Consider the following 16,171-nt stretch of genomic DNA (forward strand, 5'->3'; position numbering starts at 1 on the left):
GAGGCATTTTTTCAGCCCCCACAGCTTTTATCCATTTGACCCGAGGGGCAAGGCGGTGAAGCTAGACATCAATTTATCCACAGGTACAAAACTTTATTTTCCTAAATAAAATAAAATCGTCATTCCCTATATCTTACCACGACAGTAAGGGGAATGACGATTCATATACTATTCTAAGTATCCAGATAGGATGTTGGCATAAGGAGAATCGGAAGGAATAACAATCATTGTATCTTCACCGATTGTCTTCTTATAGGATTCTAACGTTCTATATAAAGAATAAAATTCAGGGTCCTTTGAAAAGCTAGTATTATAAATTCTTGCAGCCTCCGCATCCCCTTCAGCTCTTAGAAGAGCAGCCTCTTTTTTAGCTTCTGCTATCATCTTCGTAACTGTACTATCCGTTTCCGCTTCAATTCTTCTCTTATCAGCATCACCCGTAGACAAAAACTTTTGAGCAACACTTTCACGATCGGAAATCATCTCGTTATATACAGACTGCTCATTTTCTTCTGGCAAGTCGGTTCTTTTAATACGTACATCTACTACTTCTATACCATATTTATCTTTAGATAGAAGTTCATTTACTTCTCTAGTAATCTGGTCATTTAAACTACCACGCGATGAATTTTCATCATTAATGATTTCACTATAATTTAATTGACCAAGCTCTGATCGCACTACTGAATAAATAAATTCCTCCATACGAGAGCTTGCATTTACTATGTTACCAGCGTTAGAAATCATGTCCTTTGGATTGACTACTCTCCAAACTGCATAATTATCGATAATTATACGTCGCTTATCCATTGTATTAATCTCTGCCTCAGATAAATTATGATTCATTTGGTATTTTGGAATGGTCGTTACACTTTGTATAAATGGTATTTTCATATGCAAGCCAGGGGAATCTTTAATACTTTTAATCTCACCGAACTGACGAATAACTCTATATTCCCCCTCCTTGACTACATATATATTAGCGAGGGCAATTACAGCAATTACAAAGACTACAAAAATTGAAATGAACGATTTAGTATGCTTTTTATAATCAATGGGAGTCTTTTCTTTTTTGGGTTTGTTAGGCACAGTTTTAAACTTTGACTCTAAATTTGCAAAAGGGTTGTTATTATCTGACATTATTGTCCACTCCCTTCTTCAGGCTTTTTCTCAGTAGTAGTGCTAGGCGGTGGTGCACTTTGTTTAGAGGACTCTATTTGTTGAAGTGGTAAATACTTCATCGTCCCACCTTCATCATTCATTATATAAATTTTAGCATTAGGCAAAACAGCTTCCAATGTTTCCATTACTAATCGCTGTCTAGTGATTTCCTTATTATTTCGATATTCGGCATATAGCTTATCAAATAAGGCAACATCTCCTCTTGCCTGTTCAATACGTGCTGTTTGGTAGCCTATAGCCTCTGATTTAATAGCATCCACTTCACCTTCAGCCACACTAACCTTTTCATTTACATACTTTTCTGCCTGGTTTACTTTTGTATTTTTAGTTTCTTCCGCATCCGTTACAGCTGTAAATGCAGCCCTAACTTCTGCATTTGGAAGCTCTACGTCTTGTAGCTTTACGGTCAACACAGTAATACCAATTTCATATTTATTAATCAATGAAGCAAGCAACTCATTTGTATCTGCTTCAATTTGAGCCTTACCTGAAGTTAAAGCATCATCAATTTTCGAATTTCCGATTACTGAACGAATAGATGCCGAGGTTGCATCATGTAACATTTCCTTTGGATTTTCAGAATTAAACAAGTACGCTTTAGGATCTGTGATTTTGTACTGAACAACCAAGTCTGTTAAAACGATATTGTCGTCTCCAGTAATCATTTTAGTATCCTTGTCATAGGAAGTGATTTCCCCATTCGCGTCTTGCTTATAACCAAACTGTAAACTGAAGGTTTCTTTTGATAGCTTTTCTACCTTCTGTATTGGCCAAGGAAACTTAAATTTCAACCCTGATTCTGTTATTGGCTCGCTTGCATCTCCAAATGTAATAACTATTGCTTGCTCTGATTCATCTACTGTATACCAAGATGTAAATACTGCGGATAGAAGAACAATGCCAACAATAGATACAGCGATAATAGTTAACAATCTTTTTGTACTCATATTTTTCCCCCTTCTCTATGTATAGTTATTTTACGGACCTGAAGAAGGAAAGTTTCAAAAATTTCAAAACTGACTATTTCTTTTTGACTTGGCTTAGATAAGGGTTGTTTTTCGTAGCGTGGGTATCGTTCGTGTAATGTTACATTTAAATGGGCGGAAGCGGGCTAGTAAAAAAAGGATATTTGCCTATTAATATTTAATAGGTAATGAACAGAGTAAAAAAGAATAGTCAATTGATAAAATATGAAATTAAAACGTGTAGAGGATAAATTTTATTTGTAGGGTGATCAATCGATGATAGGTATAAGTATTGCAACAAAGTGGGAATATGAAGCAACATTGAAATTCTTCAGCATAAAAAATAACGAACGTTTCAGTTACCCATACGGTGAGTATTTCATAAGAACAATCAATGATACTGGACTTGTTTTTTATAGTACGGGTGTAAGAAAAGTAAATGGTGTTGGCGGCAATCAGTATATGATTTCTAAATTTAATTTAACTAAAGTCATCGTTGCTGGAACATGTGCTGGAATTGATGAGAAGTACAGTAATTTGGATATTTTTGTACCCAATAAAGCCGTTCAATATGATTGTACAGTAAAAGAAATTGAGCCATTTATTAAACAATCCTTCATAGTCGATATTGATTTATCTAGATATGGAGGAGATGATTTTTATACAGGAACAATTGGCACTGCTGATAAAGCAGTAGTTATGTGGGAGGACTATTTAGAACTTAAAGAAAACGAAATAACAATAGCCGATACAGAAGCGAGTGCAATTGCTTATATCTGTAAGAAGAATGATGTTGAATGTATTATTATTAAAGGAATATCTGATTTTCCAACAGATGAAAGAAACACTGATAAACTCCAATCGAACATGGAACAAATTAATGTTTATTTAGAAAATACGCCCAAGGTTATGAACAAAATATTTGGAAACTATTTAAAAAGATTTATTTAAATAAATTTCAAGTTTGTTAGAACTTTTTTGCATGGGAAACGTATTTAAATAAATTGGTAGGTTAGTTTGGAGGGGAATTTATGCTATATGATAAGATCAGTCAGTTCTTAATAAATTTATTCATTTGGTGGGGTTTCCTACTCATCTTTCAAAGATTGAACAATCGTTATCCCAAAAATAATACTTGGAAAAAAGATATTTTAGCAACTTTCATGCAAAGTATGGTAATCTTACTTGTTTTATTTCCTGTTTTATCTTTCATTTTATAATCATGTTAGATATACTTTGATCATTTTGGTTAAGTTGCTTGTTCAAATGAGGAGCATTTTAATAGATGAAGTTAAAGTAAGCTTAAAGATAATGTTTGTAGCAAGCAATTTTTAATCTCTTCTTTTGTGCCACACCCCCTTTGATTGCAGCGGCAGGCGGCGACTCCAGTGGGATGAGTGAGACAGATAAGACATCACAACCACGCGCGCAAGCGATGGGTGATGGCTTATCGCTCACCCCACGGAAAGCGTCCGCCGAGAGCGGAAATCTGCCATCACCTCCTCCTACTTTTCTTGTAAATAATAGTGTCGAAAGGTGAATTGAGATATATTCTAAAAATTAAAAGGCCAGCAACAAGTGCTAGCCTTTTAAAGTATTTCATTTGGAAAAGGGGGTCTATCTAAACTCTATCAAAGCAATGTAAATAGCATGTGAATTGTTTGTAAATTTTTACTCACCACTGATTATTTTTATACTTTTTATAATAATTCACCTGACGAGCCATTAGATATAACTTGCGTTTAAAATGCTTGTCCCCTTTATAAAACAATGGGTTACCCCACTTACCTTCCCCTAACAGCAAACGAATTTCTTGCTGTATAGATAGATTATCCACAAATTTCTTCAACACTATTTTAGGAACAACCGTAAATAGGTAATGTTCATTTAATAGCGTCAAAGGCTTTTCTTTGTTATAAATAACGTCATCCACAATATATCGTGCCATGTTATGTCCCAGTGCAGTTACATAATAGCTTGATCTACCTTGTCTAATATTTACTTCAAAAACTTTATATTTACCGTCTCGCTCATCGTATTTTAAATCGAAGTTAGCAAAGCCAACGTATCCAACTGCCTCTAAGAAGTGTTGAAGTTTTTTCATTAACTCTTCATCGTAGCGAGTAATTAGTGCAGTATAATTTCCTATTGCAGTCACTGTATGCTCTTGTAAAACTACTTGAGCAAGTGTACTTAGCTGTGCCTGCCCTTTTGAGCTAACATAAAATACAGAATCCCACATGTAAGTATCGTCTCCAGGAATATAATCCTGGATGATCAAATCTTCCTCATAGCCGCTCTCATTTACTTTGCGAATAACTTCATCTAATTCTTGCTGAGACTCTACTCGGTATACTTTTTGTTGACCAGCAAATTTATGCTTATAGTATTCAACACCATTACTTGGCTTAATGATCAACGGGAAAAGCACCTCTTCAGTAAAAGGTTGTTTTTTAGAGCATGAGTAGAAATAGGTTTTAGGTGTATCGATTCCGTGCTCTTCACAAAGCTTATAAAAGTTCGATTTTACTAAAAGGTTGTTCATTAGATCCTCGGTCATATAGTTAAACACATACATTTCTTTTAAAACGTCTGCATTCTCAATGATTAGACGAACATAAAAATCATTCGTACCGATTAACAGTAACTGCTTATCTGCTGTTTTATATTTTTTTGCTACTTCTGTCAAAACGGATACAAAAGCAGATTGGTCCCATAAGTTTGAGTGTATTTCAATATGTTCAATGACACTGCTTAATTTAGTGAAGGACATTTCTTCTTTACCTACTAAAATTGGTTTAATACCATACTCCTCGTGAAAGGAAATGGACATATTGTATGCGTTCATATCTGTCCCAATTATAATAGGGATAAATGGTTGATTATTCATGATGGACCTCCATTAACTTTTCGTGAGTGGAATATACACAGTAAAAGCTGTACCTTTTCCAATCTCACTTTCAACTTTTATTAAACCATGATGAGCTTCTACGATATGCTTGACGATTGCCAAGCCTAATCCTGTACCACCTGAGTTACGACTTCTTGCACGGTCCACTCGATAAAAACGTTCAAATATGCGTTCTACCTCTTCTTCCTTAATACCAATTCCTTGGTCCTTAATTGTGAAGTAACCATATTTTTTGTCTTTTCCTATATTCACCGTGATGAAGGTATTTTCGGATGAGTAGGTAATAGCATTGGTCAATAAATTCATCATAATTTGCATAATTCGGTTGGAATCTCCCAGTACCTCTACCTTCTCATCTAAGGATAGAGTTAATTCCATATTTTTTTCTTCCAATAAATGATTTGTCATTTCCATACTTTGCATGAGCACATCGTATAACCGAACCCTATTCAACTTAATTTCATATCCAGCTTGTTCTACTGTTGATAGGTCTAATAAATCATTAATAAGCATTTGAAGACGATTGCTTTCCTTGTATATGATTTCTAGAAAAGATAATAACGTATCTTCTTTTTTATAGGCACCATATAACAGGGTTTCAGAAAATCCTTTAATGGAAGTCACAGGAGTTTTTAATTCATGTGATACATTCGCAACAAAGTCTTTTCTTACCTGCTCCAGTTTGATCAATTCAGTGACATCATGAAATACTACGACAATCCCTAGCCATCTTCCATGCTCCCCAATTACAGGGGCACCGTATGCTACGAGGTGGTATGTACTTAAATTACGCTGTATTTCAATTTGTTCCTTGCTTAGCATTTCCGTCAAAAATAGCTTTTCTATAAACGTTTCTATCTGTTCGGGTAATCCAATTTTACGAAATTGTTTTCCGTCTACTTGCTCAAAGCTTAGCTGCAGCTGGTTAAGAAACGAGCGATTGACTATACTCACTACTCCGCTGCGGTCTATCATGATTAAACCACTTCCCATATTCTCAATGAGCGTTTTTAATCGTTCTTTTTCGGTTTCACGCATGATAGATATATCCTGAAGATTTCTAGCTAGTATATTAATTGAATTTGTAAGCTTGGACATTCCTGAAAAACCATCCTCAAAAGCTCGTATTCGATAATTTCCTCTAGCTAGCTCCATTGCTGTTTCCGTTAAGTGTTCAACTGGCTGCGAGTATCTTTTCATTATATTAAAGCTAATGATCAAAGCAATTAGATAAGCTAATATAAGGATAAATGCCAATGCAATCCATAAATTCATTTGAATAAAATTCACATCTTCTTCTAACAAAGAAGCATTTAAATGATTAATGATTTCTTGTCTTTCCTCGGAAGTGATATTGGTTGTACTTATATAACTTTCGATATCCTCAATTTTCCCATCAATACTCGTACTAGTAGTACGCTCGATGAAGATAGGAAATATTTGTGCCAATACTAAACCGACTCCAAGGAGAATTAGTCCGATTAAAATAGAATAAATACGAAATATTCTATTGTGAAAACTCATATTGACTTTGGCTCCTCAAACTTGTATCCAAGCCCTCTAATGGTTTTAATATACATAGGCTTACGGCTATTTTCTTCAATTTTATCTCTTAGGTGACTAATGTGAACATCTACAATCCTTGTATCACCCGCAAAATCGTAATTCCATACAGAGCTTAACAACTGATCACGAGTTAACACTCTATTTTTGTTTTCAATTAAATACACAAGCAACTCAAATTCTTTTGGGGTGAATTCTAAGGGCTGATCATTTAAAAGAACTTCAAAGCGATCAGGAAATATTTTTAAACCGCCAAAGGTATAGTTGTCATCAGCATTTTTCTTTTGATGCTCTGATGTTAATACACTTCTACGAATCATCGCCTTTACTCTCGCAGTAACTTCTCGAGGGCTAAATGGCTTTGTCATATAGTCATCTGCTCCAAGTTCAAGTCCAAGAACTTTATCAAACTCTTCACCTTTGGCTGTAAGCATGATTATAGGTGTTTGTATCTTTCTTAGCCTTAACTCTTTACATACTTCCATGCCATCTAGATACGGTAACATCCAGTCCAGAACAATAACATCCGGATTTTCCTCTACAGCATAATTCAAGCCTTCACGCCCATCAGCAGCTGTAATAACTTGAAAACCAGCTTCCTCTAAATTATATTTTAATAAAGTTACAATCGAACTTTCATCATCCACTACTAATACTTTTTTCATTATCTTAGCCTCCATAGTCGATTTGAAACCCCCATTCCAAATCAGCAACTAAACCGATACTTATTATAGTATTTTAAGGTTGTAAAGTGGGAGGAGCTACAAGAAACTTACCTTGTAAGACTGTTTCCTTTTCCTCGTTACGGCCTTCAACTTCTATACTAACTTCATTTTTATGTACATTAATATCGGTAATTACAAACGTAAATGTTATTAAGGAATAATGGTACGCAGGTACAGGAAACGTAATCTCTTGCCTATATACATGAGAACCTGGTCCAGGAAGATATTTGGATATTGCAGAAGTTACAATACCAGTCAACATAATCGTAGGTACAATTGGTTTTTCATATTCTGTTTTGGAAGCAAAATCATGTTGAATATAAAGAGGATTGTTATCATTTGTCAATCCTAAGTATAGTAATATATCTTTATCCTCGATTTTCTCTGTGATAGACAGTTTTTCTCCGATAATTAAATCTTGTATACTCTTTCCGATTCTAGATATTCTCCCTAGCAATTATGCTTCAACTCCCTACATTTAAGTTACCTATATCTTATCAATAATTATTAGAGGAACGCAACAAACGATACTACTATATTCACGTATGGATGACTACACTCTTTTCAACAGACGTTCCTCTTAAGGAAATGTTGCATTAGGTTACGTCCATTAAATAGAAAGTGTTTCTTATTTAATTGAGAATGCGCCATTTATTAAACTGATTAGGATTAGCTCCATAACAAGAAAAGCGTAAGCTCCTATGTCTGCCCCGACAGGCAAATGGAGAAAAGCGAGGAGGCAGTTCCTCAGCCACCGGAGCTTTTATCCATTTGACCCCGAGGGGCAAGGCGCTGGAGCTAGACATTAATTTATCCACAGGTTCATAATTTTATAATTTCCTAAATAACAAAAAATGAGTGAGAAATTAATCTCACTCATTAGATCAGACTATTAAGCTAAAACCTTCATTACTACTTTTACTGCATCAGCAGATTTACTTAACAGATTTTTTTCTTCTTCAGTCAGATCAAGTTCTATAATCTTCTCAATGCCACCTGCACCTAGAACGGTTGGTACTCCAAGGTAAATACCTTCCATACCATATTCCCCTTCTAAGTATGCAATGGATGGAAGAACACGTTTTTGATCCTTTAGGATAGCCTCTGCCATTTCTACAAGTGAAGCAGCGGGTGCATAGTATGCAGATCCATTGCCTAAAAGGTTAACAATTTCTGCTCCACCTTTACGAGTGCGATCCACAATAGCCTCCAGGCGATCTTTATCCATTAGTTTTTCTAAAGGTATACCGCCAGCATATGAGTATCTTACAAGTGGAACCATGTCATCGCCATGACCTCCAAGAACAAAACCAGTTACATCTTTAACAGATAGGTTTAATTCCTGTGCAACAAATGTACGGAAACGAGCAGTATCTAACACTCCCGATTGCCCGATAACTCTTTCCTTCGGTAGACCGGATTCCTTAAAGACAGTGTATGTCATAGCGTCAACTGGGTTGGTTAATACTAAAATCGTTGTGTTCGGAGAATATTTAATAATTTCTCCAGTAACAGCCTTCATTACTTTTTGGTTTGTCTGAACTAAATCGTCACGGCTCATGCCAGGCTTACGTGCAATACCTGCAGTAATAATTACTAGATCCGAATTCTTCGTTTCTTCGTAATTAGAAGTACCGATAATACTAGCATCGAATCCTTGAACTGGTCCAGCTTCCGCCATATCTAAAGCTTTGCCTTTAGTAGGGTTTTCAGCTTGTGGTATATCCACTAATACGATATCTCCCAATTCTTTTTGTGCCAATAGGAACGCTGTAGTAGCACCTGTAAACCCGCTACCGATAACTGAGATTTTATTACGTTTCATTGTCATGTCGTAACTCTCCTTTTGTCCAAAATTGGAAAAGAGAGGAATTAATCCTCTCTTTCGTTAAACCAAATTTCATAACTTCCGATTAAAGATTTTTAATCAATTCGTCAGCAAACTCTGAACACTTAACTTCTTTAGCGCCATCCATTAGACGAGCAAAGTCGTAAGTTACTACTTTAGATTCAATTGTTTTTTCCATGGAATCCATGATAAGTTTAGCAGCTTCGTTCCAGCCAAGGTGTTCAAGCATTAGTACACCTGAAAGGATTACTGAAGATGGGTTAACTTTATCTAAACCAGCATATTTTGGAGCTGTACCGTGAGTAGCTTCAAAAATAGCATGTCCAGTTACGTAGTTGATGTTAGCTCCAGGAGCGATACCGATACCACCAACTTGTGCAGCAAGTGCATCAGAGATATAATCTCCATTTAAGTTCATAGTAGCAACTACATCGAACTCTTTTGGACGAGTTAAGATTTGTTGTAAGAAGATATCAGCGATTGAATCCTTAACTAGGATTTTACCAGCTGCAATTGCATCCGATTGAGCTTTGTCAGCTGCTTCAGTACCTTGTTCTTCTTTAATTTGATCGTATTGGTTCCAAGTGAATACTTTGTCACCAAATTCTTGTTCAGCCACTTCATAGCCCCAAGTTTTGAAAGCTCCTTCAGTGAACTTCATGATATTTCCTTTGTGTACTAATGTTAAAGAAGTACGACCTTCTTTAATAATGTAGTTTAATGCAGCACGCACTAAACGTTTAGTACCTTCTTCAGAAATTGGTTTAATACCGATACCTGAAGTTTCTGGGAAACGAATGTTTTTAACACCGAATTCTGTTTGTAAGAACTCGATTAGTTTTTTAGCATTGTCTGTACCTTTTGCATATTCAATACCAGCATAGATATCTTCTGTGTTTTCACGGAAAATAACCATATCTGTATCTTCAGGACGTTTAACTGGAGATGGAACACCAGTGAAATAACGAACTGGACGTAGGCAAGTGTATAGGTCTAATTCTTGACGTAGAGCTACGTTTAATGAACGAATTCCTCCACCGATTGGTGTTGTTAAAGGTCCTTTAATAGCGATTAAGTACTCATTGATAACGTCTAAAGTTTCTTGTGGTAACCATTCACCAGTTTGGTCGAATGCTTTTTGTCCAGCAAGCACTTCTTTCCATTCAATTTTCTTTTCGCCGTTATAAGCTTTTTCTACTGCAGATTCTAATACGCGTGAAGCTGCTGCCCAGATATCAGGACCTGTTCCGTCACCTTCGATAAATGGAATGATTGCTGTGTTTGGTACGTTAAGTACACCGTTTTCTACTGTAATTTTACCAGATGTCATTATTATTTCCTCCTACTATCATAATCATAGGGCCAATGACACGCTATGTGTCTTAGCCCTAATCTTTACAAACAATTGATATTATCGTTCTTCGATTGGAACATATTTTTGCATACCAGGTCCAACGTATTCTGCACGTGGACGGATTAAACGGTTGTCTGAATATTGCTCAAGAATATGAGCTACCCATCCAGATACACGTGAAACCGCAAAAATAGGTGTGAATAAATCATGGTCAATATTTAATGAATGGTAGACAGATGCTGAATAGAAATCTACATTTGGTGGCAAGTTCTTTTGACCAGTAACGATTTCTTCAATGCGTACAGACATATCATATAATTTTGACTCTCCGCGAAGAGCTGTTAGTTTTTTAGACATTTCACGCAAGTGTTTTGCACGAGGATCACCTTTTCTATAAACGCGGTGACCAAAGCCCATGATTTTAACTTTGTTGTCTAATTTATCTTGAACATAGCTATCTACGTTTTCAAGAGTATCAATTTCAGTTAACATTTTCATTACTTGTTCGTTTGCTCCACCATGAAGTGGCCCTTTAAGAGCACCGATAGCTGAAACAACACCTGAGTAAATATCAGAAAGAGTTGCTACACAAACACGTGCAGTGAATGTAGATGCATTTAATTCATGGTCTGCATGAAGTACTAATGCTTTGTTAAAAGCTTCCACTTCAATTTCTTCTGGCATTTCACCAGATAGCATATATAAGAAGTTTGCAGCGTAGCCTAAATCAGATTTAGGAGCTACTGGCTCTAATCCTTTGCGTACACGAGAAAATGCAGTTACTAAAGTAGACATTTTAGCTTGTAACTGGATAGCTTTAAGGTAGTTTGCTTCCTCGGACATATCCTCTGCAGAATCGTCATATAATGCTAGCATAGATACAGCTGTTCTAAGAGCAGTCATTGGATGAACTTTATTAATAGGATATGTTTTGAAATGATTTAATACTTCTTGAGGTACTGCCATGTTATCAGCAAGTTGCTGTTTTAGCTCTGCTAGTTCTGAAGCGTTTGGCAGACGTTTATGCCATAAAAGGTAAACTACCTCTTCAAAACTTGCATTATTCGTTAAATCATCAATATCATAGCCGACGTATGTAAGGGTGTCATCAATAATAGAGCTTATTGCTGACTGTGTCGCTACGATTCCTTCTAAACCACGAGTTGACGTCATTAGTAATCTCCCCTTCTACAGAAAAACTGCATTATCTACATGTCTCGTAAATAGAGTTTTACCTGTATTTAATATGTACCTTTAAATTGCTTACTCTCGTATTATAATCAATTTTGGCTATTTTGTGAATGAAAACGCTTAAAATTATTAAAAAATAACTTTTCAATCAATTTATACTGAGAAAAGAATGGATGAATATAGTTAGTTTTCAAATAAACAAGAAAGATATTATATCTTATTGGATGCCAATTGGAATCATCGGATTAATCCTTTTCATTGCTTACCCTTTAACGTTATCTATCCTGTGTGGATATCTATTGTTTCCAACGTCTAATTTCTTTCATAAGAAACTCAGGCTGCCAATTATAGTGAGCGTACTATTAACAGAGGTAATTATATTAAGTAGCTTTTTACTTTTCGTATATTTCATCTTTCAATCATTAGTCACGCTTATACCTCTTCTGCATGAGCATCTTTTATACTTACCTTTTGATGACTTGCAAAAGCATCCTATATTTCTAATGTTTGAAGATAAGTTCCAAGAGCTATTAAACACAATTTTAGATAATTTATTGGTGAATCTTACTCATCTGCCTACCTATGTTTTTGAAGTACTTCTTTTTAGCATTGGACTTTTTTTTTCGTTGTATGAGTCTACAAAGGATAGACTTTGGTTCCTGATTTATTTCCCAGTGAAAACAAGAGAATTCTTTCATAAAGTAGTCATGAAATCTTCGGAGGTAGTTAATAGCTTTTTGGGCGTGGAAGTGAAGTTATTGTTAATTACATTTATTTTACTTTCTATAGGCTTTAGCGTGCTCGGTCTACATAACCCGATAAAAAATGCTTTTTTAATTTCTTTAGTGGATAGCATCCCTTTTCTTGGGACTGGCATAATCTTAATACCTATGAGCATTTATTTCTTCCTTCTAGATGCGAAACTATTTGGAAGTATTATTTTATTGCTTTATATTTTTGTACAGCTTACAAGACATATAGTAGACAATTTACTTTGGTCGGCTTCTATGCAGATTAAAGCTGTCCATGTATTCTTTTTAAGTGCTGCGGCAGTATTGATATTTGGCTTTGTTGGTATTCTATTCAGCCCATTCATCTATTTAATAGCTAACAAATGGGGCGGTTCTATGAAGACTTCATCACGATGACTTGACCATTCTTCATCTTTTTCTTAACCCATCTATAAAACAAAGGTTTAAACAGCTTACGCGTTGGAGAGAACAACAATAAAAATCCAAGAATATCAGAGATAAATCCTGGTAGTATTACTAAAATAGCCCCAATGAAAATACAAATTCCATTAATCGCTGATTCACCCGGTGCTTGGTAGTTTTTCACACTATCCGAAACCTCACGGAAAGCTTTCATACCTTGACGCTTTGCTACAAGTCCACCAATTATTCCAGTGGCCATGATTAGTAAAAGTGTATTGAAAGCTCCTAATGACTTGCCTGCTAAAAGTAAAATATATAACTCAATTGCAGGAACTACTACAAACAAACCTATGATCCATTTCATAAAGACACCGTCCTTCTATACTAAGTATAAAACAAGTGCCTCACTTTATGTGAGGCACTTGTCTTGAGAATATATAAATTCTTAGCCTATCTTATTAAATAATGCTAGCTTGCCCATTGTAGATTACTCCACTTTCAGCGTCTAACGTTAATTCTTGACCATTCTCTATAAGCTTCGTTGCATCGTGTACCCCAACTATTACAGGAATTCCAAAGCTTAAACCAACAACAGCGGCATGACTTGTTAAGCCACCCTCTTCTGTGATTAAGCCTTTGCAATTTTCGATAGCAGGAACCATATCTTTGTCAGAACCAATGGTCACGATAATACTCTCACTTGTATCCTGACCTTCTAGTTCCTTTGCGTTATTAACAACGATTGCTTTACCAAAGGCAGTTTTCTTTCCGATCCCTTGCCCCTTAGCTACCATGTCTCCAATAACGTGAACTTTCATTAAGTTAGTAGTACCTGCTTGTCCAACTGGAACTCCTGCAGTGATTACTACTAAATCTCCGTGTGTCACATAATGCTGTAAAATACTTTCCTCCACAGCAATTTCTAGTACCTCATCCGTAGAATATGCTTTCTTACCAACTATCGGATACACTCCCCATACTAATGTCAGCAATCTAGATGGCTTTACAGTAGATGTTACTGCAATAATAGGCACACCAGGTCTAAATTTAGAAATCATTTTAGCTGTATGTCCACTTTCTGTCGGAGCAATAACCGCTTTAACCTTTAAGTTGATGGCAGTATGAGCAACCGCTTGCCCTATTGCATCTGTTAGATTAACTTCTCTTGCCTTGCTTAGTTTGTTAACAATAGCACGATAATCAATTGCATTTTCGGTACGTTTTGCGATTTTATCCATCGTCTGAACTGCTTCAAGTGGATAAAGCCCTGCAGCTGTCTCACCAGAAAGCATAATAGCATCTGTACCGTCAAAGATTGCGTTTGCAACGTCACTTGCCTCTGCACGTGTAGGACGAGGATTTCTTTGCATAGAGTCTAACATTTGTGTTGCGGTAATAACCGGCTTACCGGCTTCGTTACATTTTTGAATAAGTGATTTCTGTACTAATGGAACTTCCTCAGCAGGAATCTCTACTCCAAGGTCTCCCCTTGCAACCATTAAACCATCAGAAACTTGAAGGATTTCATCAATATTATCGACACCCTCTTGGTTTTCAATTTTAGGTATGATTTGAATATGAGATCCATTATTATTTTCTAAAAGTTCACGGATTTCCTGTACATCTTTAGCTCTACGAACGAAAGAAGCAGCGACGAAATCCACATCCTGTTCAATACCAAAGAGAATATCTTTTGCATCTTTTTCTGTAATACCTGGTAATTGCACAGAAACTCCTGGAACGTTCACACCCTTGTTGTTCTTTAAAGTTCCAGCATTTTGTACATACGTATGAATAATTCCATTTTCTAAATCTATTCCTTTAACGATAAGCTCGATCAGCCCATCATCAAGTAATATAATAGATCCTTCCTGTACATCCTCTATTAACTTTTCATAGGAAATAGAGAAACGTTCATTATTGCCCAGCACTTCTGTCATAGAGATATCAATGGATTGCCCAGATGCAAGCTCAATCGCATCATTTTCCATCTTATGTGTACGAATCTCAGGACCTTTTGTATCCAGTAAGATTCCAACGATTTTGTCTAATCTTTTAGCTACTTTTTTAATACGTTCGATTCTTCCAGCATGTTCCTCATGGCTACCATGAGAAAAGTTTAAGCGAGCAACATTCATGCCGGCCTCAATTAGCTTTTCTAATGTTTCCTCTGATTCACTTGCTGGTCCAATTGTACAAACTATTTTAGTTTTTCTCATACATCTAATCCTTCCTGTTGCTGTAATTTATGTAATCTTAAATAGACAACTCTTTAGATAAGCGATACATATCTAAATCGAATTCTTCCGTTTTTTCAAATGCTTCTGTCATATCATAGTCTACCACTTGATGATTTTGGATTCCAATTGCACGGCCTCCAGAGCTATTCAGTAAAACTTCTACTGCTTTTGCACCAAATAAACTCGCCAACACACGATCTCGTCCTGTAGGAGAGCCACCGCGTTGAATATGCCCTAGCACTGAAACTCTCGTCTCAATATTAGCATGCTCCTTAAGTTTTGCAGCAAATTCCTGTCCACTCATTACACCTTCTGCTACAACGATAATACTATGTTTTTTTCCACGTGCCGTTCCACTTTCTAAGCGTTCCACTACCTCTGTAATATCCATCTCTACCTCAGGAACAATAATGGTTTCTGCTCCTCCTGCAAGCCCAGCCCATAAAGCTAAGTCTCCAGCATCTCTTCCCATGACTTCAATGATAAAGGTGCGATCATGTGAAGTAGCAGTGTCTCTAATTTTATCAATACATTCAATTACTGTATTAAGCGCAGTATCAAAACCTAATGTATAATCAGTTCCTGGAATATCATTATCGATAGTACCTGGAATCCCAACACATGGGAACCCGTTCTTTGTAAGAGTCATAGATCCACGGTAGGATCCGTCTCCCCCAATAATTACGAGTCCATCAATTTCATTAGCCTTCAACTGTTCAATTGCCTTTAATTGGCCTTCTTCTGTTCTAAATTCTGGACATCTCGCAGAGTAAAGCTTAGTTCCACCTCTTTGGATGATATCACCAACAGAACCCAGATCCAGCTTTTCCATTTTTCCTTCTATTAATCCTTGATAACCATGTAAAATACCAACAACTTCAATACCTTCAAATATGGCCTTTCTTACAACCGCTCGAATTGCAGCGTTCATACCTGGAGCGTCACCGCCACTAGTTAATACACCAATACGTTTCATCTCTCTATCCCCTCCAAACTTACCTCTATTAACTATAATTGTAACATGAGAAACTTTCAAA

Annotated in this window: 14 protein-coding genes; 2 read left to right on the top strand and 12 right to left on the bottom strand. The window is 36.2% G+C overall.

What is annotated here, in order from left to right:
• Positions 1 to 168 precede the first annotated feature (168 nt).
• The gene (locus NSQ95_RS12365) at positions 169 to 1,140 is read right to left on the bottom strand and encodes a protease modulator HflC (protein WP_340883045.1); all 972 of its coding nucleotides are present in this window, start codon (positions 1,138 to 1,140) and stop codon (positions 169 to 171) included.
• On the bottom strand, positions 1,140 to 2,129 hold the full coding sequence (gene hflK / locus NSQ95_RS12370; protein WP_340883044.1) for an FtsH protease activity modulator HflK: 990 nt from the start codon (positions 2,127 to 2,129) through the stop codon (positions 1,140 to 1,142). The genes NSQ95_RS12365 and hflK overlap by 1 nt, the downstream gene beginning before the upstream one ends.
• A gap of 294 nt (positions 2,130 to 2,423) precedes the next feature.
• Here hflK and NSQ95_RS12375 point away from each other — a divergent pair, with 294 nt between their 5' ends.
• On the top strand, positions 2,424 to 3,098 hold the full coding sequence (locus NSQ95_RS12375; RefSeq protein ID WP_340883043.1) for a permease: 675 nt from the start codon (positions 2,424 to 2,426) through the stop codon (positions 3,096 to 3,098).
• 724 nt (positions 3,099 to 3,822) lie between these two features.
• On the opposite strand, the gene NSQ95_RS12380 is transcribed toward NSQ95_RS12375, so the two are convergent.
• The 7 genes from NSQ95_RS12380 to citZ form a co-directional block, all read right to left on the bottom strand.
• The gene (locus tag NSQ95_RS12380; RefSeq protein ID WP_298471395.1) at positions 3,823 to 5,037 is read right to left on the bottom strand and encodes an ATP-grasp domain-containing protein; all 1,215 of its coding nucleotides are present in this window, start codon (positions 5,035 to 5,037) and stop codon (positions 3,823 to 3,825) included.
• A 12-nt stretch (positions 5,038 to 5,049) separates the two neighbouring features.
• Entirely contained in the window at positions 5,050 to 6,582 is a 1,533-nt protein-coding gene (locus NSQ95_RS12385; protein WP_340883042.1) for an ATP-binding protein, read from the bottom strand.
• The gene (locus NSQ95_RS12390) at positions 6,579 to 7,289 is read right to left on the bottom strand and encodes a response regulator transcription factor (protein ID WP_340885911.1); all 711 of its coding nucleotides are present in this window, start codon (positions 7,287 to 7,289) and stop codon (positions 6,579 to 6,581) included. Before NSQ95_RS12390 ends, NSQ95_RS12385 begins: the two co-directional genes overlap by 4 nt.
• A 70-nt stretch (positions 7,290 to 7,359) precedes the next feature.
• Positions 7,360 to 7,803: a MaoC/PaaZ C-terminal domain-containing protein gene (locus NSQ95_RS12395; protein WP_340883041.1), complete on the bottom strand. Its 444-nt coding sequence runs from the start codon at positions 7,801 to 7,803 to the stop codon at positions 7,360 to 7,362.
• Positions 7,804 to 8,238: 435 nt separating this feature from the next.
• On the bottom strand, positions 8,239 to 9,177 hold the full coding sequence (mdh, locus tag NSQ95_RS12400) for a malate dehydrogenase (RefSeq protein ID WP_340883040.1): 939 nt from the start codon (positions 9,175 to 9,177) through the stop codon (positions 8,239 to 8,241).
• Between the two features lie 82 nt (positions 9,178 to 9,259).
• The gene (gene icd, locus NSQ95_RS12405) at positions 9,260 to 10,525 is read right to left on the bottom strand and encodes an NADP-dependent isocitrate dehydrogenase (RefSeq protein WP_251553363.1); all 1,266 of its coding nucleotides are present in this window, start codon (positions 10,523 to 10,525) and stop codon (positions 9,260 to 9,262) included.
• 81 nt (positions 10,526 to 10,606) lie between these two features.
• On the bottom strand, positions 10,607 to 11,722 hold the full coding sequence (citZ, locus tag NSQ95_RS12410) for a citrate synthase (protein ID WP_340883039.1): 1,116 nt from the start codon (positions 11,720 to 11,722) through the stop codon (positions 10,607 to 10,609).
• A gap of 191 nt (positions 11,723 to 11,913) precedes the next feature.
• Between citZ and NSQ95_RS12415 the strand changes: the two genes are divergently transcribed.
• Positions 11,914 to 12,888: an AI-2E family transporter gene (locus tag NSQ95_RS12415; RefSeq protein WP_340883038.1), complete on the top strand. Its 975-nt coding sequence runs from the start codon at positions 11,914 to 11,916 to the stop codon at positions 12,886 to 12,888.
• Here the strand turns inward: NSQ95_RS12415 and NSQ95_RS12420 are convergent.
• The 3 genes from NSQ95_RS12420 to pfkA all read right to left on the bottom strand — a co-directional run bounded on the left by NSQ95_RS12420 (position 12,866) and on the right by pfkA (position 16,110).
• Positions 12,866 to 13,258, bottom strand: a complete 393-nt coding sequence (locus tag NSQ95_RS12420) for an FxsA family protein (protein WP_340883037.1) — start codon at positions 13,256 to 13,258, stop codon at positions 12,866 to 12,868. The two genes, NSQ95_RS12415 and NSQ95_RS12420, sit on opposite strands and share 23 nt — an antisense overlap.
• 94 nt (positions 13,259 to 13,352) lie before the next feature.
• The gene (gene pyk / locus NSQ95_RS12425) at positions 13,353 to 15,113 is read right to left on the bottom strand and encodes a pyruvate kinase (RefSeq protein ID WP_251553361.1); all 1,761 of its coding nucleotides are present in this window, start codon (positions 15,111 to 15,113) and stop codon (positions 13,353 to 13,355) included.
• 37 nt (positions 15,114 to 15,150) lie between these two features.
• Complete coding sequence (gene pfkA, locus NSQ95_RS12430) at positions 15,151 to 16,110, bottom strand: 6-phosphofructokinase (RefSeq protein ID WP_340883036.1); 960 nt, start codon at positions 16,108 to 16,110, stop codon at positions 15,151 to 15,153.
• Positions 16,111 to 16,171 lie beyond the last annotated feature (61 nt).

Source organism: Psychrobacillus sp. FSL W7-1457, from assembly GCF_038593405.1.
GTDB lineage: Bacteria > Bacillota > Bacilli > Bacillales_A > Planococcaceae > Psychrobacillus.

Coding starts and splice junctions, on each gene's coding strand:
- NSQ95_RS12365 (WP_340883045.1), bottom strand. CDS start 1,140: ATGTCAGATAATAACAACCCTTTTGCAAATTTAGAGTCAAAGTTTAAA.
- hflK (WP_340883044.1), bottom strand. CDS start 2,129: ATGAGTACAAAAAGATTGTTAACTATTATCGCTGTATCTATTGTTGGC.
- NSQ95_RS12375 (WP_340883043.1), top strand. CDS start 2,424: ATGATAGGTATAAGTATTGCAACAAAGTGGGAATATGAAGCAACATTG.
- NSQ95_RS12380 (WP_298471395.1), bottom strand. CDS start 5,037: ATGAATAATCAACCATTTATCCCTATTATAATTGGGACAGATATGAAC.
- NSQ95_RS12385 (WP_340883042.1), bottom strand. CDS start 6,582: ATGAGTTTTCACAATAGAATATTTCGTATTTATTCTATTTTAATCGGA.
- mdh (WP_340883040.1), bottom strand. CDS start 9,177: ATGACAATGAAACGTAATAAAATCTCAGTTATCGGTAGCGGGTTTACA.
- icd (WP_251553363.1), bottom strand. CDS start 10,525: ATGACATCTGGTAAAATTACAGTAGAAAACGGTGTACTTAACGTACCA.
- citZ (WP_340883039.1), bottom strand. CDS start 11,722: ATGACGTCAACTCGTGGTTTAGAAGGAATCGTAGCGACACAGTCAGCA.
- NSQ95_RS12415 (WP_340883038.1), top strand. CDS start 11,914: ATGAATATAGTTAGTTTTCAAATAAACAAGAAAGATATTATATCTTAT.
- NSQ95_RS12420 (WP_340883037.1), bottom strand. CDS start 13,258: ATGAAATGGATCATAGGTTTGTTTGTAGTAGTTCCTGCAATTGAGTTA.
- pyk (WP_251553361.1), bottom strand. CDS start 15,113: ATGAGAAAAACTAAAATAGTTTGTACAATTGGACCAGCAAGTGAATCA.
- pfkA (WP_340883036.1), bottom strand. CDS start 16,110: ATGAAACGTATTGGTGTATTAACTAGTGGCGGTGACGCTCCAGGTATG.